Genomic DNA, 19,430 nt, shown 5'->3' on the forward strand with positions numbered 1-19,430 from the left:
TAATCTTAATTTGCTACTATTTTGTATGTCAGCTGATTTTTTAACGCTTCATTTTTCAACCTGACTTTTGTTCGATATAGTGTATTTCCCCAGACTTTAACCAATCGTGGGTCTTCCAGTTGTTTCTCTTCATAAGACAAGTCGACCGTATTCTTATCAAAAGCGATAGTCACTTTCTTTCCATTTGTCAACCCCAATAAAAACTGATCCTTCCCTATGATGGGTTTGGTCATCGACATAAAACTGATCGTTTGTGCGGTTTTAAACTCTTGCAATTGATAAACCTCATCAACCTGTATCTCATTTTTTTGAGGATTCATGCTCAGGTTTCTTTTCCAGGATATAACTGCTGCTTCCTTTGGATATGCCTTAGCGATGTCAACGCCATAGTTAACTGATTTGTTCTTCACCTCAAAGGACACGTGCTCTGCATGATAAGCCTTTCCATCTTTTTCCTGTACGCCATTAATAATAGGCAGATTGTGCCATTGCGATTGCATATTCCATAAAGCATACCGATTCGCACTAAATGTTTCTTTTGTGTAGGTTCCAACACCAACGTCAATAAGTACAGGCAGAGAATCCAAGTAAAGCATATAACTTCCGACATCGTTATGATTATGGCTCACCCCATTATTACTTCCTATGGTAGCCAGGAATAAATTTCCATTTTTATGCCTGCTACGCATGGTCGCTTGACCTAGACTTGGATAAAAATGAAATTGATCTGCTGTAAAATGCAGTGAATGTTTCATTAATTGATCATAAATTGGGACATGCATCAAAAAATCCTGAACGGTACCTAAGGAAATTGCTGGCGATTTAAGAGCCGCTAAATAACTTGCATAGGCTTTTAAGTTTTCATTCTGAAACAACGTGCCATAGGTCCATACTTTTGCTGGGTAGGGAATTTGAATAGCTTCTGCATCTGCAAAATTAATATAACGATCTCCATGTACATGAGAATTTAAGATATAATTACCGATATTAAATAGTTTTTGCTCGTCTTTAAATGATACTTGACCATGAGATAGATCTTCAAACCAGGACAATAATTGTCCAAGCTCGCCACCTGCATGAAGCCAATAAGAAGGTCCTTCTTCACAAGCACCGTCTTCGGCATAAGCATCAATAAATTTATCTGAACTCGTAATTAGCTTTCGCAGAATCTTATTAAGTTTCAATGGATCTTCTTCAACCAATAGGGCTACTTTTAAGACATTGGTATTAATCCAGATATTCCAATTATTGATTGTGTTATTGGGACGAAGCGCCATCCACCAAAAGTCATCTCGCTCTAGATAAGGGTTTACGATACGGTCTCGTAATGCAAGCTTCAACTTTTTGCTAATCAGGGGAGAAATCTGATCTAGGTCATCTCCAAGTAATAGATAGATGGCAGCCAAGTCAGCCGCTACGCGACCTGCTCCTAAATCAATATATTCGTCTGTTGGATCTGGAAGACCAATTCCTGATTTTTGAACAACGATATGCGCAGGACTCACCCAAGTACTTTCTTCCAACAGCAACCATAGACCATTCGCAATCTGCGGAATGAAACGACCCTTTCGTTCGACCAACTCACCGATGACCAATTGCGCAACGATTGTTCTTCTTTTATTAACATCCTCTTCATAACGGGTTCTATTGCCATCAGTCTTATATTCCAGGTATTTTGTTGCTAACAAAGATGGCCACGTAAATGCATTAGCCTGTTCTGCTTTTTTAACCATGCGAATCTTCTCGGTATCCGGCAACTGTTGAATGTCTTGAAGCCATTCTGCCCTTTTTTTCAAGCGCCAATCATCGATGTTATCCACCAGCTTAGTCAATACCGTTGCGGAGAGATGTTTATTTAAAATTTGTTGAGCAAAACTAAAATTTGCAAGGAATAAACTACAGGAAAGTAATATCATCCGAAAAATGATAAAGCTATCCTGGGTATATTTATCTCGTGAACGCGCAAGCTTGGTTCGTCCTGTTTTGTTTCCAGCAGGATTCACAGGTTCACCCGAGGCTATCAGGTTTAGTTCATTACAGTTTGTGAGCGGTATGCTGCTATGGATAATCATAAATAAAGCTTCAATTGGACTCTAAAAATGTGCTTTATTTAGTAGAGACACAAGCAAAACTTACGCAATCGTTTTAGAGGATTTAGCGTTTAAAACAAAAAAGTTGGCCACTGATGACCAACTTTTTTGTTTTAAATGGATAGGAGATAGACAATTAGCAGGCTATCTTCCTTTCCGTTTTACTTCTTTATTATTTTTGTTACACGATAACCACTCTATTTACAATCAGCGTATCGCTGTGTTATATCAAAAGTCTATTTTATCATCGGATAGCTAATATTGATTCGTACTTAACAACACTAATGTACATGCATTTTCAGTTTGAATGCCAACCTCTTGCGCTAGTTTTGTTAATTCGCTATTTTCAGCTCCAGGATTAAAAATAATACGTTTTGGTTTCGTTGCTAAAATGTAATCATAATATTCCTTTTGATTAGCGGCACTAACATACATCGTCACGGTATCGATGTCATCATGGATAAGACCTTTTTTTTCAATCTCTACCCCAGCGACTTCTCCTTTTTTCAAACCAATATTGACGATATCATGTCCATGTTGCGTTAATTTATAAGCTGCCTTATAAGAATATCTTTCAGGATTGGTACTCGCTCCTATAATTAACGTCTTTTTCATCTTCATTCATTAAACATCATCAGCAACATTACCTGCATCATTGTAGGCGCCTTTTCGTAAGATAGGCATACCTAATATTTTATACAGTTCATCCAATTTTACTAAACTGCCATTGGTCATATTTGATAACAAGACAATGGTAATATGGTTTTTTAAATCTCTTACGTATAGATTGCGAAATCCATGCCACCATCCTGTATGATAGATCACAAGATCGTCATTATGATGAAAGGTTCGCCAGCCTCGTCCATAACCAAAAATTCCTTTTTTTGTCATTGCGCGATCCACATATGCGGAATCTAATGTTTCCTTTTTCAATATCCGACCTTCATTCAACGCGAGGTCTAGCTTATAAAGATCTCTTACCGTACTGTAGATTCCCTTATCTCCCAAAGGACCATCTTGAAAATTTTGAACAACAGATCTTCTCCAAACGCGATCATGACCAACAACATCTGTTGGAATTTTTTCATAAACTGCTTTCGACAGAGCTACTGTATTGGTCATACCTGCTGGGTCAAAGACATTCTCCTTCATCCATTCAGCATAGCTTTTATTTGTCACTTTTTCAATAATAGCCCCCAACACCATGAAATTGGAGTTGTTATAAAAGAACTTACCATCTGGCTTACCATAACGGTTCGGTTTAAACTCTGTCAGCATTTTCATGACATCTTGATTGGTCATCCCTTTCTTTTTTTCTTTCCAATGTTCATCTGAAAAGTATACATAGTTCGGTAATCCAGAACGATGAGACAACAGCTGTTTTATTGTTACTCCTGTATAAGGAAAGTCTGGGTAGAAGTCATTCACCGTCTGTGTTAACTTTAATTTCCCTTCTTCTACCAGTTTTAAAATACCAATACCTGTTAATGGTTTTGAAACAGAGGCCAACTCAAATTTAGAATCAATTTTCAAACTATCCTTTAAAAGGTAATTTGCCCAACCAAATGAATTTTGATAGAGAATCTTTCCATCCTTAGCGATTAAAACATTACCATTGAAACCTACCTTTTTATGTAGATTTTGCATGAATGCTTCAATTTTTGGATCTGCATTTGCGGGATTGTATATGAGCTTTAAACTATCTGTTTTTGCCTGCTCAACTAGTGCTTTTTTTTGCTTTTCTTCTTTCGAGCTGCACGATATTGTTGTTACCAAAAGAACGGCAACAAGACCTTTTATGATATATAATTTCACTATGTATAAGATTCTACTTTTTTACTATTGTATAAATGCTAAAATGCTCATTTTAGTATTAAAAAAGAAAAAAAAACAATAAAAAAGGTCACTTTAATATGAAGTGACCTTTCTATACAATTTATTCGAAGTAAAATTAAGCTAATAATCTTACTGGATTTTCTAATAAAGCTTTTAACGTTTGTAAGAATTGTGCTCCTGTTGCGCCATCTACCACACGGTGATCGCAACCTAAACTCAATTTCATCACATTTCCTGGTACAACAGCACCATTTTTAACGACAGGAACTTGTTGAATGGCACCTACAGATAAAATCGCTCCATCAGGTGAGTTGATGATTGATGTAAACTCATCAATACCAAACATTCCTAAATTAGAAACGGTGAATGTAGAACCTTCCCAATCTGCTGGTGTTAATTTTTTAGCTTTCGCTTTTTGTGCAAAATCTTTCACTTCAGCGGAGATATGTGACAATGATTTACCATCAGCAAAACGTACAACTGGTACTAACAAACCATCTTCAACGGCCATAGCAACACCAATGTTTGTGTGTTCATTGAAACGGATTTTATCGCCCTTCCAGGAAGAGTTTACTGCAGGATGTTTCTTCAAAGCAACTGCAACCGCTTTAACAACGATATCGTTGAATGAAACCTTCACAGGCGCCACTTCATTAATTTGTGTACGTGCAATCATTGCATTTTCCATATCAATACTTACGGTTAAGTAAAAATGTGGAGCTGTGAATAAACTTTCACCTAAACGACGCGCAATTGTTTTACGCATTTGCGAAACGGCTACTTCTGTATATTTTTCTTCACCTACGTAAGTCGGTAAACTGATTGTTTTTGTTTCTGTCGCAGCAGCAGGTGAACTTGCTTGAGCAGGAGCAGCTTTTGCTGTAGGAACAAATGATTCAACATCTTTTTTCACGATACGTCCACCATCAGCAGAACCTTTGATATCGTTTAAATTGATGCCTTTATCTTTCGCTATTTTGCGTGCTAAAGGAGAAGCTTTTACGCGAGCATCATCTGCTACAGTAGCGCTTTCAGTAGCCACTGGAGCAGCAGTTTCCGTTTTTGACTCTTGTTTTGATTCTGCAGCAACAGGTTGTGCTGCAGTCGATTTTTGATTCAATAGCGGAGTAACGTCTGTTCCCGCAGGACCAACGATCGCGATGATATCATTTACTTTAGCAGCTTGTCCAGCTTCAAGACCAACATACAATAATGTTCCATCTGCATAAGCAGTAACTTCCATTGTCGCTTTATCCGTCTCTACGTCTGCAATCGCATCATCAGATTTGATGGTATCCCCTACTTTAAAGTTCCACTGTGCAATCACACCTTCTGTCATCGTATCACTTAACAAAGGCATGGTGATAACCGTAACACCTAATGATTCTGCTGTTACACTAGCATCTGCAGTAGGTTTCGTTGTAGAAGCATCTTCTGAAGAAGTTGAAACCTCTTCTTTTGTTTCATTTTCTTTTTCAGTCGCACTAGTTTTTGGAGCATCTGCACTTAACAATGCTTGAAAATCTTCACCTGGCTCTCCCAATACAGCGATAACAGCATCAATTGCTACTGCTTCACCCTCTTTAGGACCAATATATAAAAGCGTTCCTTCTTGGTAGGATTCAAAATCCATTGTTGCTTTATCCGTTTCGATTTCAGCAACTAAATCCCCAGAATTCACTTTATCACCAACTTGTTTGTGCCATTTTGCGATAACACCTTCTGTCATGGTATCGCTCATTTTAGGCATTCTTACTACTTCAGCCATTGTATTTTTTATCTAGTTAAAGTAAATGTATTAATCTAATATAAATGGATAATCTTCTTGCACATATACATCTTTGTACAACTCATCTGCTGTAGGGAATGGAGATTCCTCAGCAAATTTCACAGATTCATCCACGATACTTTTCACTTCAGCATCAACTTCAGCAAACCACGCTTCATCAGCATAATTGTTTTCTACAATCGCATGTTTAGTTGCCAATAACGGGTCGCGTCCTTTGTATTCTTCTAATTCTTCTTTTGTACGATATTTCGCAGGATCAGACATTGAATGTCCTTTGTAACGATAGGTACGGATTTCTAAGAAAGTTGGTCCTTCTCCAGCACGGGCACGTTGAACAGCTTCGTCCATGGCATTGTGAACAGCGACAACGTCCATTCCATCTACTGGTGCACAAGGCATATCAAAACCTAGACCCATTTTGTAGATATCTTGCATATTTGTTGTACGTCCAACGGAAGTACCCATGGCATAACCATTGTTTTCACAAACAAAAATTACTGGTAATTTCCACAACATGGCCATATTCAAAGTCTCATTAAAAGCACCTTGACGAACAGCACCATCGCCCATGTAACACACATTCACATTCGTTGTTCCCAAATATTTCTCAGCAAAAGCAACTCCAGCACCTAAAGGAATTTGACCTCCAACGATTCCATGGCCACCCATCATTTTATGTTCTTTTGAGAAAAAGTGCATAGAACCACCTTTACCTTTTGAACATCCTGTTGCTTTTCCAAACATTTCTGCCATACATGCATTTGCAGACACGCCTTTTGCGATTGCATGTGCATGATCACGATAAGCTGTTATTAAAGAATCTTCCGCTTTTATAACAGACATCGTACCCGCTACTACTGCCTCTTGTCCAATGTACAAGTGACAGAAACCACGAATTTTTTGTTGTCCATACAGTTGACCTGTTTTTTCTTCAAACTTACGCATAAGCAGCATAGATCTATACCACTCTAAATATGTTTCTTTTGTTATAGGTGTTGAACTCATTTCAAAGTTTTGAATTTCTTACTAATCTTGTCTACAAATCTAATGAATTTGGGTGATATTTTGGACAGAAAATCAAATTTTATTCCAGTTTTCGACAGTTCTAAAACATTTGATTTAAACTATATAACAGTAAAGCCAAATAAATGACTGGCTTAATTTAGTAAATTTAAAAAACAGGAAACAAAAAAGCCAAATGACTTTATAATCATTTGGCTTCTCCTATTTTGTAACAACTTTGATTTTAACGCAATTTTTCTAGCAAAGATGAGGCAGTAATTTTTACCTGATCACCAGTTTGCATATCTTTTAACGAAAGTTCTCCTGAAGATACCTCCTCTTCTCCTACCAATAAAACAAAAGGAATACCTTTACTATCTGCATAGCTCATTTGTTTTTTCAGTTTCGCAGCTGTAGGATACAACTCCACGGCAATGTTAGCTTGACGTAAACGATTCAATAAAGGCAACGTAAAGGTTTCTGCAGATTTATCAAAGTTCACAATCAGCAATTTGGTCGAATCGCCTTTCTCTTGTGGATACAGGTTTAATTCTTCAAGTACATCGTAAATACGATCTGCTCCAAAAGATACACCTACACCTGTTAATCCCTGCAACCCAAACATGCCTGTCAGATCATCATATCGACCTCCACCGCCTATACTACCCATGGCAACTTCATTGGTTTTCACCTCAAAAATACAACCGGTATAATAGTTTAAACCACGCGCCAAGGTGATATCTACCTCCACATACTGCTGCAATACTTCTTGTGAAACGTCTAACTTAGCGATATAATCAAACGTTTCTTTAATTTCAGCAATTCCTTTCAACCCTATTGCTGATGTTGCCAATACAGATTCCAAAGCAGATAACTTCTCCGCATTTGATCCTTCTAGCAAAATAATAGGTTTCAATGTTTCTACATCAGAGAGCGTAAAACCTCGTTCCAGCAATTCCTTATTGACTCCTTCTAATCCTATTTTATCTAATTTATCAATGGCAACTGTCATATCGACGATAAGCTCTGGTTTACCAATCACTTCGGCTATACCAGAAAGAATTTTCCGATTATTGATCTTGATCGTAAAATCTTTTAACCCTAATTGTTGTAATGCTTCTTGATAAATGAGTACAAACTCTGCTTCATTCAGTAAGCTATCTGATCCAACGACATCCACATCACATTGATAGAACTCGCGATAGCGACCTCTCTGTGGGCGATCTGCACGCCAGACAGGCTGTATCTGAAAACGTTTAAAGGGTAATGCAATATCGTTTTGGTGCATGACAACGTAGCGAGCAAAGGGCACGGTTAAATCATAACGCAAAGCTTTTTCAGAAATGTGGCTGATCAATTTAGTCGAAGATTTTGTCTCTAATAAATCTACAGGAGCTTTACTTAAATAGTCTCCAGAATTTAATATTTTAAAGATTAGCTTATCTCCTTCATCACCATATTTCCCGGTCAGTGTCTGTAGATTTTCAAAAGAAGGGGTTTGTATTTCACTATAACCATATTTTTTAAAAACACGTTTTAGGGTATTAAAAATATAATTACGTTTAAGCATTTCGGCAGGTGAAAAGTCACGTGTGCCTTTTGCTAAAGAAGGTTTTACTATTGCCATTCGGCAAAGTTAATATTTAAGAAGGATTTATTGGAAATTAAGAGAAAAAAGCTTAGTCTATTTCTAAAATTTTTAAATATTCGCATGCTTTTTCGGCAGCTGTTTTTTCAGCACTTTTTTTATTAAAATCTTGTCCTATTCCGCACACTTCTCCTTGGACGACAACTTCAATAGAAAACATTTTACTCGATTCTCCGGGCGGATTATCGATTTGATTAAAGACCACTTCTTTTCCTTTATGCTGACACCATTCGATCAAACGGCTTTTAAAATTTGTTTCTGTTTGTTCCAATAAATGGATATCAACATGCGGCTTGATAATACGGTTTAATAGAAAATTTTTGGTGAAAATATATCCTTTATCCAGATAAACAGCACCAATTAGTGCTTCAAAAGCATCTCCGAGTAGAGAACCTTGTTTGTTTGGGAAACTGATCATTCTGGCATCAAATTGAATCAGTTCGTTAAGCCCCAATTTTCGAGAAAGTTGATTTAAATGCACCCGACTTACGATTTTGGATCGCATTTCAGTCAAAAAACCTTCATCTTTATAGGGATATTTTTTAAAAAGCAGTTCAGCTACCACTGAACCTAAGATGGCATCTCCCAAAAACTCCAATCGCTCATTACTATTTTTCGATCCTTCCTTTATCGTTACAGCGACAGACTTATGTCTGAAAGCCATTTGATACAGCCGTATATTACCTGGTACAAAACCCAATAGGTTCTTTAACTTTCTAACATAAGCTTTGTCAGAAGAAAAATATAGTTTATAAATCCTTGAAAAAGGCATCTTTATCTAAAAAAAGGGCAACAGGTTTAAAAAAAACCTGTTGCATCCCAATTATTTTAATAACTTTTAATAAGTAATATTATCCTTTGTATTTTTTCACTACAATAGTAGCATTGTGTCCACCAAATCCAAAAGTATTACTCATTGCAGCATTTACAATGCGTTTTTGGGCTTTATTAAATGTAAAATTTAACTTATTGTCCAATTCAGGATCATCAGTAAAGTGATTGATCGTTGGAGGTACGATATCATTTTGAACCGCTAAAATAGAAGCAATAGTCTCAATCGCTCCAGCCGCACCTAGCAGGTGACCTGTCATCGATTTTGTCGAACTAATGTTCAATTTATAGGCATGTTCACCAAATAAATCCACAATAGCTTTTGTTTCACTAATATCACCTACAGGAGTAGAAGTTCCATGTACGTTGATATAGTCAATATCAGAAAAATTCAACTCCGCGTCATTAACTGCCATAGTCATGGCAAGTTTAGCGCCCAATCCTTCTGGATGAGAAGCTGTAATATGATGTGCATCGGCACTCATACCACCACCTCCAATTTCAGCATATATTTTAGCTCCACGCGCCAAAGCATGTTCTAGACTTTCTAATATGATCGCACCAGAACCTTCACCAGAAACAAAACCATCACGGTCCTTATCAAAAGGACGTGAAGCTGTTTTAGGATCATCATTTCTTGTTGAAAGTGCATGCATCGCATTAAATCCACCGATTCCAGCTTCATTAATGGTCGCTTCCGATCCACCTGTAACGATCACATCAGCTTTACCCATACGAATATAGTTGAAAGCATCGATCATGGCATTTGTTGCAGAAGCACACGCAGAGACAGCAGAAAAATTAGGTCCTCGCAGACCATGTCGCATTGAAATATGTCCCGGAGCAATATCGACAAGCATTTTAGGAATAAAGAAAGGATTGAAACGTGGTGTTCCATCCCCTTTAGCAAAATTTGCTACTTCATCAGTAAAAGTGGTCAAACCACCAATTCCTGATCCCCAAATGACTCCGATACGATTCGTATCTAAATTTTCAAAAATTAAACCAGCGTCCTTGATTGCTTCATCAGATGCTGCAATAGCATACTGTACAAAAGGGTCTACCTTACGAGCTTCCTTGCGATCCATAAATTCATGTGGATCAAACCCCTTCACTTCACAAGCGAATTGGGTTTTAAATTTTGACGCATCAAAATGCGTAATGGGAGCAGCCCCGCTTACACCAGCTAGTAAATTGTTCCAGTACTCTGAAACAGTATTACCAATTGGTGTAAGAGCGCCTAATCCTGTTACTACTACTCTTTTAAGCTCCATTTATACGATTTGGCCTAATTAAATTAGTTAGTTAACGTTTTTTTCTAAATAAGTGATTGCTTGACCTACTGTTCCAATAGTTTCAGCTTGGTCATCAGGAATAGCAACGTTGAATTCTTTTTCAAACTCCATGATTAACTCTACAGTATCAAGTGAATCTGCACCTAAATCATTAGTGAATGAAGCTTCTGGTGTTACTTCGTTTTCGTCTACACCTAATTTTTCAACGATAATTGCTTTTACTCTTGAAGCGATATCTGACATGATTTTATAGTTTAATTGTTTAATAAATCTGTGCAAAGAAAAATAAATTTCATCAAATATCAAACTCCATTTGATTTTTAGATTGTCAAATTATTTTTCACCCTGGTATGTTTACACCCTTAAGTAGCTATAAACTAACCTTCTTCAAGTATAACAATAATTCCTAATATGTACAAACTAGAATTCAATTAATTCAAATTTTACATTAAATTCACTGGTTTTGAAGCATTTTTTTGTAATTTCGTCATGAACACAAGCATAGATTTTCACTTTGAATAACAAAACGATACTAAAATGGGACTTGGAATTTGACGCAGAATTAGACTTTGTCTTGATTGCTATATCGTGTCCTTTGAAAGATTATCGCCTCTGTCATTTTATTAACAAAATCACTTCATTAGATTTTGTTAGAGGGAAAGAAGATAAATTCGATCATAATCGAAAACTGAAACAAAAATCCGCCGAAGAACTGGAATATCATATTATTTTCGATCAGACAAAAAAAACAATAAATCATTTCACAACCTTCTGGTATATCAACACTAAATTTCAAACCGAATACTACTTAATCAACAATAAAAGCATTGAAGGAAGCTTGCTCATCCCTGAACATGCTAATTTTGATTATTTCATTATTATAAAAAATTACATCAATGAAGATGACTTAGATCGGATCGTAAAAAGCATTAATAAAATCCCTGAAGTTGTGTTTGTAAAAGAAATATCACCAAAAATATTGAAATCTAAAGAAAATCTGATATTTTAGCAGACTTTAATAGTGTATATTGTACACGTTTTCAATCTAAATCACCTCGTAATAAACGAGTTTTATAATTCAATACAAGTTGAATTATATATATTTAAGGTACAAAGTATAAAAAAAATTATAATGGAAAAAGTTCAAAAAAGGACTAAAATTGTTGCAACATTAGGCCCTGCATCTGCTGATAAGCAAGTGTTAACAAATATGATTGCAAAAGGTGTTGACGTTTGTCGTTTAAATTTCTCTCACGGTAGTCAAGAAGATCATTTAAAGGTTATTGACACCATCAATGCGATCAATGAAGAAACTCATTTTAACGTTGCTATTTTAGCCGATCTTCAAGGGCCTAAAATCAGAATAGGAAAAATGAAAGAAGGTGGAGCAATTTTAGTAAATGGCTCACAATTAGAAATTACAACACATGAGTTGATCGGTGACGAAAAAACCATCTACATCACCTATGAAAATTTCCCGAATGACGTAGAAGCAAACGAAATCATCCTATTGGATGACGGAAAATTGCAGTTACGTGTATTAAATACCAACCATAAAGATACCGTTACATGTGAAGTTGTACACGGCGGTGTTTTGACATCTCGTAAAGGTGTTAACTTACCCAATACAAAAGTTTCCATTCCTTCATTAACAGAAGAGGATTTGGATAATTTAAATTTTGCATTAGATCATGGTGCGGATTGGATTGCCATGTCGTTTGTTCGATCGGCTGACGATATCGTTCAGTGTAAAAAAATCATTGCGGCAAAAGGAAGTCATGCCCGCGTAATTGCTAAAATTGAAAAACCAGAAGCTATTGAAAACATTGATGCCATCATTGAGGCAACAGATGCAATCATGGTGGCTCGTGGTGATTTGGGTGTTGAATTGCCAATGGAAGAAGTACCTGGTTTACAAAAAATAATCGTTCAGAAATGTAGAGATTTATCAAAACCGGTTATCATCGCGACGCAAATGTTGGAAAGTATGATCACGACTCCTCGCGCCACTCGTGCGGAGGTAAATGATGTTGCTAACTCGGTGATCGATGGTGCTGATGCGGTTATGTTAAGTGGTGAAACTTCTGTTGGAGAGTTTCCTGAAATTGTTATTGAAACGATGAGTAAAATCATTATTCACGTGGAACAAACTTCTTATCCGTATTATAATGAGAAAGTTAGTGAAATCAGTGATGGCACAAAAATTCCTGATGCGATCTGTGCTTCTTCTGTCTATTTAGCTAAGAAAACTGATGCTTCTGCTATCGCAGTCTTAACTTCTTCTGGTGCTACGGCATTTGAAATTGCGAGTTACAGACCTAATGCGGATATCATGGTGTTCACAGGAACCAAAAAATTAGTACGTCAACTGAGCTTATTATGGGGTGTTAAAACCTTTGTTTACGACAAATTTGATAGTATCGATGGTTCTATTCATGATGTCAACAAATTTATTGTTAAAAACAATTATATCACACCAGGTTCAATTATTATCAATACGGCTTCAACTCCGTTGATTGAAAAAGGAAAAACGAATACGATCCGTGTTTCACAATTGTAAGCATTGGATTTAAACTATAAAAAAGCGCTTATCGGATAACCGGTAAGCGCTTTTTTTTGACCTCTGTTTTTGTAGTAGTCTTATTCGTACCTTCTTCGTACTTTCTTCTAACCAACTTCGGAGTTTTACTACACCCGGAACGCTGTTTTACCGCTGTTGCACCGCGTTTTTCCCGATGCAGCTATGGTAAAAAGGCGGTGCAACAGCGGTATTTCTGTATTGGGAGTTAGAAGAAAGTCCGAAGTTGGTTAGGAGTTGGTACGGTTTACATATCAGCTATTGATCCAGTCCCTAAGCAGGGATACTACAGGGTATAAGCGTAGATAAAGCGTTATTCAAGAGAGCACGATATTTAGAGATGGTAAGTGCGTACTAAGTGCGTTGATAGTGCGTTTTAGGTATACTTTTAATACTGTATGTACGCTTAGTCTACGCTTATCCCCTGCTTAGGCACTACTTAGGCACTGCTTTAGCCCTACCTAGGAATAGTATGGAAGGTAGAGAAAAAGCTTTCTTTGTCTCGTCCTGAATTGGCTATACAGCATTTGATTGATTATCCTAGATTAGCTATACACCTTGTGCATACAATCCTATAATAACTATACACTATTTTCATAGTACTGAAATGGCTATACATTCGGATATTTCAGTAATGTAGTTAATTTTTCTCTGCTTTTTATGTTTGCTTCATTTCTTGTATTTTGAATTGGATTAAGCCTTCGGCGACTTCAGTTGATATAGCGGTCGAAGAGTCCCCTATATCAATTGAAGTGCTGTTTTTAGCATTTACACTTTCTTGTTTTTTACGTTCCCAGTTGACTTTTCTGTAGTTTTTCCAATTTTTGTTTAAGACCCCGGTTTTTAGATGTGCCTGGTTTGGGGTAAGTGATTCACAGCTGTCATGGGGCCTAAGGTTATTATAGATGTTGATGGCATGGTCTATTTTATCCCGTAATTGTATCATAGATCCCGTATTTCGCTCTATTTCAAACTCTGATTTAAGAATGCCGTTGATCCTTTCTGCAATGGCATTATCATAAGGACTTCCGTTCTGGGTCATACTAACGGCTACTTTTTGCGTTCTCAATATATCTATATAAGATTTACTGCAGTACTGTGACCCGCGGTCTGAATGATGGACCAGCGATAAATGGGGTGTTGTCCTTTTTAATACAGCCATCTCCAGGGCCCCGATGCAACCTGCTGCCGAGAGATCATTTTGCACCCGATGACCCATAATCTGATGAGAATAAGCATCCGTGATCAAACTCAGGTACACAAATGAGTTGTTCAGGGTCAGATAGGTAATATCACTCACCCAGACCTGTTCGGCACGGATGATTTCTATTTCCTGGATCAGGTTGTCATATTTGTGCATCCAGTGATTGGAATCTGTAGTAATGCTGCGCCTTCGGCGCCTTTTGACAAGCATCCCACGGCTGCAGAGCAGATCAAACAGATAGTCCCGTCCTATAGATATGCCATGTTTCAACAACGGGTCCTTTAGCAAAAAATGCAGTTTTCTGGTGCCCAGCTTTGGTAGGTCAGCCCTGATCTGACCTACTTCCCGTAGCACAACATCCTGAAGAAGAATATCACGTTCAAGGCCCCACAGATAATCATAATGGGCATGTCTGGTCTTGCCAAACAGTGAACATAGTGTTTTAACACTTACATCCGGTTCCTGTAACCGGAGCGTGATCACGGTTTGGCCCCAAACTTTTTTCTGATGTCCACATGGAATTCTTTACTTGCAATATCAAGCATTATTTCCAGTGACCTGATTTTCAGCTCCGCCAGCTTTAAAGCATCGGTGGCAATATTAGAGGATACAAATTCTCTCTCTGCTGAGGGGATCTCAGCAGGCAATAAATCTATCAGTTCCTGCTGCCTGAGTTTATAATGACGGATCCACATATTCACTGTATCACGATTCCTCGCATTATATTTCAGCATCGCCTCCTCTATATTGATATGGCCCGAAACGATCTCCCTGGCTATACCCTCCCGTTCGCAAAGGCTACGTAGTTTAATCTTATTCTGTTGATAAGAAATACTCCCATATTGTTTCAACCAGGTATGTATAGATTTATAACTTATTCCATGACGGCTACAGACTAAAGCTAAATTCCCTTCACGTTCAACCTCGGATACCACTTCCCGTTTAAAGGAGTCTAAATAATATCGCCCAAATTTCTTGTCCGCTTTTTCTATTGACATCTTCTAAAGTACTATTTAAGAATTAATAAGTCTGATGTATAGTTTTTTTAGGACGAGACAAAAAAGCTTTCTGAAGCTTCGAAGTATTATCGATAACAGATGCAGTCTGATTGTTTCTTAGAGACAGTTCAGTCATATCTTTTTTAGTTATCCGAGGTTTATCTTGCCATTTTAGTATTCCATCCTATGATAACGTGTCTACATCTATTTCTTTCAGCAGATTAAGGCGCTAGACTGCATTTACCCCTAGCGATGAGCAACAACAACACAAGCAACAGTTTCGACTCGTAGAGAGTCTTAAACAGGGTGCCTTGATGCTGTTCTTTTGTTCCAAGCTAACTCACAATCCCTAGCTCCTTTTCATTCCGATCTTTCTTTAGATTAGAGGATGGTCTACAGGGAGATTTTTCAACAAGTACCGTTATACTATGAGCTGAAAAATAGCGTATCTATCAACTTTGATGATCGCCCTCTCTTACGGATTCCCGTAAATCCGAATGATTATGCTACACTACTTTTGACAATTGTTGATCGTTGGATATGGTTGCATCTAATATTGCAGTATTTTTATCAAAATATCATCATAAACTTAGCCTAAGAGCGGAAGAACGCTTATATTTTCATTTAATCCTGTTGCTATAGGGGCTGCTTTCTATAATTTTGATTCTAGAAAATATAACCAACGAAAAGTAACTGTCAAGAAAACTTTAGTATTTAACCTTAGCATATATTTTCTTGTGCTTAAAAATTTATTTTTTAAACTGTTGAATTAGAAGTGTTTTTTGAATTTATTAACTTAAAGATTTTGATATTTTTTTATGTTTTATTTTTTTACTAGATTTGGCAATTCTAAGTGTTTAATATCTTGTTAGCCGATTAAACGCACACTTTTACTATTACCTTTTATATGAAGATTAAATATTTTTCAGAGCTCATTTTTATGGGACTGTTATTGCTTGTAACAGATAAGACTTATTCTCAAAGTGGCAAACCCCTGATGCAGAAAGGCATCGAAATTCCACCCTCTCCCGAGGTATCAGAATTGGGAAGGATCTCGCAACTGGGAACCGAATTGTTTACAGGATCATCAAAAGTGGACGTTCCTCTCTATACGATAAAGATCGGCGACATTAATTTTCCCCTTAGTCTGAAATATTCAAATAACGGCATTCGGGTCAGTGATATTCCAAGTCGGGTCGGTCTGGGATGGTCTACCCTGTTTTCTGGCATGGTAAGCCGGGTAGTAAAGGACGAACCAGATGATGAAAGTACTTTTCTTAGCCCTCCGGATTTTAACAGTTTAGACCAGGGAGAACTTACCTACCTCGAATCCGCAAATTTATATGGCAATGATACCGAGCATGATATTTTTTCTTTTGCAGCTGGAGATATTTCCGGGCAGTTCTTTATTGATGCGAATAAAATCCCTCGACTCATATCCCATTCTAATGTCAAGATCGACATCGTCTATACTTCAGGTAAAATTGAGCAGTTCATGATCACCAATGGACTCGGTATCCAGTACTATTTTGGAGAGCAACTGGCCATTGAGAAAACAAGGGAGATTAATTTAAACCCTTCTCAGGGTCCTAAACAGAAAATCAGTAAAACAGCCTGGTTCCTGACCAAGATCTTATCACCAGAGGGAAATAGCATCAACTTTCAGTACAGCTCCATCTATATCAAAAATAACCTGCCGATGCAACAATCCGTGCATCTGGAACCAACCTTTCATAATGGTATTAATCCGATTACAGACTATTGTGGCTACTGCCAAGAAGCTATAGGAGGTTTATATATTCCGACCATTTATTATGATACCAAGTACCTGTCCAAAATAACAACAAGCAAAGGGGAATCCCTTGATTTCGAATATGAATCCAGACCAGATGCAAGTGGTGACAATCGGCTAAAAAATGTGAAGCTGAATTATGGAACAAGTTTGTTGAAACAGTTCGCCTTTATTTACAGTAATGTACCTACCAACGGGAAATTCTATCTGGATACGCTAAAGATTTTACCGGTTCCAGCTAGTCCGAACCTGTTACCTCAAAATTATATCTTTAGCTATCTATCACCGATGGATGTACGGGATATCACTTATAAGGGACTTGATTTTTACGGTTTTGACAATGGCATTCTCAGTAATATCAATTTATTTCCAAAATTTAATGGTTACCAGAATTATAAAAACGGGGATCAGGGAGCAAACCGATCGCCCGATGCAAATTATGCGATAAGAGGTGCTTTAAATAAAATAACCTATCCCACGGGAGGATTTGACGAGTATTTTTATGAAGGACATGACATACATGTTTCTGAACAGCAGACCAGTACATCTACTGTTTCTGCGGTAACAGACGGTCTCAGTCAGATGACCGGTAAAAGTGTTTCCTCCACCTTTGTACCTGAACAGACTCAAACAGTGAATATTTCTTATCGTGTCGAATTAAGCCCGGGAGCTCCTTCTGCTGATGATCCCGAATATTGGCCAGCACAGGATCTAGATCGTAGGGTTGCTACACTGGAATTTTTTAAGGGAGCTACGAGGGTATTTAAACAGGACGTGTGGGGATATGTTAATCTATCCCAGCCAGTTTCACTTGAACTGGGTCAGACCTATCAGTTAAAAGTTACAGCCTACGGACGTACAAACAGTATTTCTGCTTACCTAGCTTATGATCCCAAAACAACTGATATTGATGTCAATAAGCCAGCAAGTGGCATTCGGGTTTCCAAAATTTCTTCATTTGATCCGGTCACCAATAAAACAGAATCCCGGTATTTTAAATACTGTTCCTTAGCTGATGGCACAAAATCTTCGGGAGTTGGGAGTATGGGCGGAGGAATTTTTGAATCGAATATGAAAGGAGGTTGGTGCGTTTCCTATAAACCAAGTGGTGCTCCAATATGGGGAGAAGCATCAACAGTCTGTAATCTGCTATCTGTTCAGTCAAGCAGTACTCCACTTCCCCAAGCTTTTGGTGGGTCTCCTATGGCCTATAAATATGTGCTGGAAAGCAAAGATCCCAATTTCAATTCAGGAATTGAGCATGAGTTTACAGCCTATAATAATGTGGCCTATCTACAGGCAATTTTAAATGCACCGATGATGAGCTCTTCTCAAAATTTGAGTGCAGACCTCAATGGAAAAGAAGTTCGAAGTCTGGTATTTAAAAAAGATGTTAATGGAGCCGTTCAGAAGGTAAGTGAACAATTTAATACATACAACGTATTAAGTCAGGGTGCATTTATTGAAAATTACCTGATCAGAAAGAAATGGGAAAGACCGGGAGAGACGGATCCAAATGTTATTAGCATGCCACAGGTACTCTCCGGATGGGATGTCAATGTATATACCTATGGCGGAGGTTGGCCTGTTCTTGAATCTCAGGAAAATGTTGTGTATGATCTAAATGGCAGCAATCCTGTAAAGAATACCGTGAATTACAGCTATCTGAATCCAGTCCATGCCGAACCCACAGAGGAGAAAAGAACAATGAGCAACGGAAAAGTGAGCACGACGAATTATTTCTATCCAACAGACCTCTCTTCCACGGTATATGTCGGCATGGTCAACAAACACATTTTATCCAAGGTGGTAAAAAAGGTGGAAAAGGTGGATTCCAATGTTTCTTTTACGCAAAATATTTATTATAAAGACTGGCTGAATAACGGGAAGGTGTACAGACCTGAAAAGTTTACAGTTCAAAGAGGCAGTCTGCCCGAAGAATTAGTCGTTGAAAACATTGCTATGGATAATTTTGGTAATATCAATACTCAAACTAACGGAACACAGACAACAAGCTACCTGTGGGGTTACGGAGGACAATATCCGATAGCCGAGATCAAGAATGCGACCTATACGGAAGTATTGGCGGTACTGGGGCAAACCACTATTAATAATCTCAACGCATTGACCGTTTCGGAAGCAACAATCAATACAGCCATGAATACATTGCGTACCCATGCCAGTCTTTCTAAAGCCATGGTGACCAGTTATACCTATAAACCTTTGGTGGGCATGACCAGCAAGACCGATCCACGAGGGGTTACCGAGTATTATGAATACGATGGCATGCAACGCCTGAAAACTGTTCTTGACCAGTTCAAGTACATCAACACAACCATTGATTATCATTATAAGGCCAATTAACGA

Annotated in this window: 14 protein-coding genes; 3 read left to right on the forward strand and 11 right to left on the reverse strand. The window is 37.7% G+C overall.

The window, feature by feature from the left end; genetic code table 11:
• Positions 1 to 5 precede the first annotated feature (5 nt).
• The 9 genes from LZQ00_RS14475 to LZQ00_RS14515 all read right to left on the reverse strand — a co-directional run bounded on the left by LZQ00_RS14475 (position 6) and on the right by LZQ00_RS14515 (position 10,734).
• Positions 6 to 2,072: a heparinase II/III family protein gene (locus LZQ00_RS14475; protein ID WP_234509976.1), complete on the reverse strand. Its 2,067-nt coding sequence runs from the start codon at positions 2,070 to 2,072 to the stop codon at positions 6 to 8.
• 273 nt (positions 2,073 to 2,345) lie between these two features.
• Positions 2,346 to 2,705 carry a CoA-binding protein gene (locus LZQ00_RS14480; RefSeq protein ID WP_234509977.1) on the reverse strand — a complete coding sequence of 120 codons (360 nt, stop codon included), beginning with the start codon at positions 2,703 to 2,705 and terminating at the stop codon, positions 2,346 to 2,348.
• A gap of 9 nt (positions 2,706 to 2,714) precedes the next feature.
• Positions 2,715 to 3,905, reverse strand: coding sequence for a serine hydrolase domain-containing protein (locus LZQ00_RS14485; protein WP_234509978.1), 1,191 nt, complete (start codon positions 3,903 to 3,905; stop codon positions 2,715 to 2,717).
• 136 nt (positions 3,906 to 4,041) lie between these two features.
• Positions 4,042 to 5,694: a pyruvate dehydrogenase complex dihydrolipoamide acetyltransferase gene (locus LZQ00_RS14490; protein WP_234509979.1), complete on the reverse strand. Its 1,653-nt coding sequence runs from the start codon at positions 5,692 to 5,694 to the stop codon at positions 4,042 to 4,044.
• Between the two features lie 30 nt (positions 5,695 to 5,724).
• Positions 5,725 to 6,720 carry a pyruvate dehydrogenase (acetyl-transferring) E1 component subunit alpha gene (gene pdhA, locus LZQ00_RS14495; protein WP_234509980.1) on the reverse strand — a complete coding sequence of 332 codons (996 nt, stop codon included), beginning with the start codon at positions 6,718 to 6,720 and terminating at the stop codon, positions 5,725 to 5,727.
• Positions 6,721 to 6,961: 241 nt separating this feature from the next.
• A complete protein-coding gene (hisS, locus tag LZQ00_RS14500) occupies positions 6,962 to 8,344 on the reverse strand; it encodes a histidine--tRNA ligase (protein ID WP_234509981.1) in 1,383 nt (460 codons plus the stop codon).
• Between the two features lie 52 nt (positions 8,345 to 8,396).
• The gene (rnc, locus tag LZQ00_RS14505; protein ID WP_234509982.1) at positions 8,397 to 9,137 is read right to left on the reverse strand and encodes a ribonuclease III; all 741 of its coding nucleotides are present in this window, start codon (positions 9,135 to 9,137) and stop codon (positions 8,397 to 8,399) included.
• A gap of 79 nt (positions 9,138 to 9,216) precedes the next feature.
• Complete coding sequence (gene fabF, locus LZQ00_RS14510; protein WP_234509983.1) at positions 9,217 to 10,470, reverse strand: beta-ketoacyl-ACP synthase II; 1,254 nt, start codon at positions 10,468 to 10,470, stop codon at positions 9,217 to 9,219.
• A 27-nt stretch (positions 10,471 to 10,497) separates the two neighbouring features.
• Positions 10,498 to 10,734: an acyl carrier protein gene (locus tag LZQ00_RS14515; protein WP_021192392.1), complete on the reverse strand. Its 237-nt coding sequence runs from the start codon at positions 10,732 to 10,734 to the stop codon at positions 10,498 to 10,500.
• Between the two features lie 271 nt (positions 10,735 to 11,005).
• On the opposite strand from LZQ00_RS14515, the gene LZQ00_RS14520 reads away from it, so the two are divergent.
• Both LZQ00_RS14520 and pyk read left to right on the forward strand, forming a co-directional pair.
• A complete protein-coding gene (locus tag LZQ00_RS14520; RefSeq protein WP_234509984.1) occupies positions 11,006 to 11,500 on the forward strand; it encodes an IPExxxVDY family protein in 495 nt (164 codons plus the stop codon).
• Between the two features lie 123 nt (positions 11,501 to 11,623).
• Entirely contained in the window at positions 11,624 to 13,051 is a 1,428-nt protein-coding gene (gene pyk / locus LZQ00_RS14525; protein ID WP_234509985.1) for a pyruvate kinase, read from the forward strand.
• A 676-nt stretch (positions 13,052 to 13,727) separates the two neighbouring features.
• Here pyk and LZQ00_RS14530 read toward each other — a convergent pair.
• Complete coding sequence (locus LZQ00_RS14530; protein WP_234509986.1) at positions 13,728 to 14,756, reverse strand: IS3 family transposase; 1,029 nt, start codon at positions 14,754 to 14,756, stop codon at positions 13,728 to 13,730.
• Positions 14,753 to 15,271 (reverse strand): transposase, encoded by a 519-nt coding sequence (locus tag LZQ00_RS14535; RefSeq protein WP_234509987.1) that lies wholly within the window; start codon positions 15,269 to 15,271, stop codon positions 14,753 to 14,755. The genes LZQ00_RS14530 and LZQ00_RS14535 overlap by 4 nt, the downstream gene beginning before the upstream one ends.
• A gap of 907 nt (positions 15,272 to 16,178) precedes the next feature.
• Here LZQ00_RS14535 and LZQ00_RS14540 point away from each other — a divergent pair.
• Positions 16,179 to 19,427, forward strand: coding sequence for a hypothetical protein (locus LZQ00_RS14540; RefSeq protein ID WP_234509988.1), 3,249 nt, complete (start codon positions 16,179 to 16,181; stop codon positions 19,425 to 19,427).
• Positions 19,428 to 19,430: the final 3 nt, after the last annotated feature.

It is taken from the genome of Sphingobacterium sp. SRCM116780 (assembly GCF_021442025.1).
GTDB lineage: Bacteria > Bacteroidota > Bacteroidia > Sphingobacteriales > Sphingobacteriaceae > Sphingobacterium.

What these genes read in the sequence shown, in the direction of transcription:
- LZQ00_RS14475 (WP_234509976.1), bottom strand. Translation starts at nt 2,072, where the DNA reads ATGATTATCCATAGCAGCATACCGCTCACAAACTGTAATGAACTAAAC.
- LZQ00_RS14480 (WP_234509977.1), bottom strand. Translation starts at nt 2,705, where the DNA reads ATGAAAAAGACGTTAATTATAGGAGCGAGTACCAATCCTGAAAGATAT.
- LZQ00_RS14490 (WP_234509979.1), bottom strand. Translation starts at nt 5,694, where the DNA reads ATGGCTGAAGTAGTAAGAATGCCTAAAATGAGCGATACCATGACAGAA.
- pdhA (WP_234509980.1), bottom strand. Translation starts at nt 6,720, where the DNA reads ATGAGTTCAACACCTATAACAAAAGAAACATATTTAGAGTGGTATAGA.
- hisS (WP_234509981.1), bottom strand. Translation starts at nt 8,344, where the DNA reads ATGGCAATAGTAAAACCTTCTTTAGCAAAAGGCACACGTGACTTTTCA.
- rnc (WP_234509982.1), bottom strand. Translation starts at nt 9,137, where the DNA reads ATGCCTTTTTCAAGGATTTATAAACTATATTTTTCTTCTGACAAAGCT.
- fabF (WP_234509983.1), bottom strand. Translation starts at nt 10,470, where the DNA reads ATGGAGCTTAAAAGAGTAGTAGTAACAGGATTAGGCGCTCTTACACCA.
- LZQ00_RS14515 (WP_021192392.1), bottom strand. Translation starts at nt 10,734, where the DNA reads ATGTCAGATATCGCTTCAAGAGTAAAAGCAATTATCGTTGAAAAATTA.
- pyk (WP_234509985.1), top strand. Translation starts at nt 11,624, where the DNA reads ATGGAAAAAGTTCAAAAAAGGACTAAAATTGTTGCAACATTAGGCCCT.
- LZQ00_RS14535 (WP_234509987.1), bottom strand. Translation starts at nt 15,271, where the DNA reads ATGTCAATAGAAAAAGCGGACAAGAAATTTGGGCGATATTATTTAGAC.
- LZQ00_RS14540 (WP_234509988.1), top strand. Translation starts at nt 16,179, where the DNA reads ATGAAGATTAAATATTTTTCAGAGCTCATTTTTATGGGACTGTTATTG.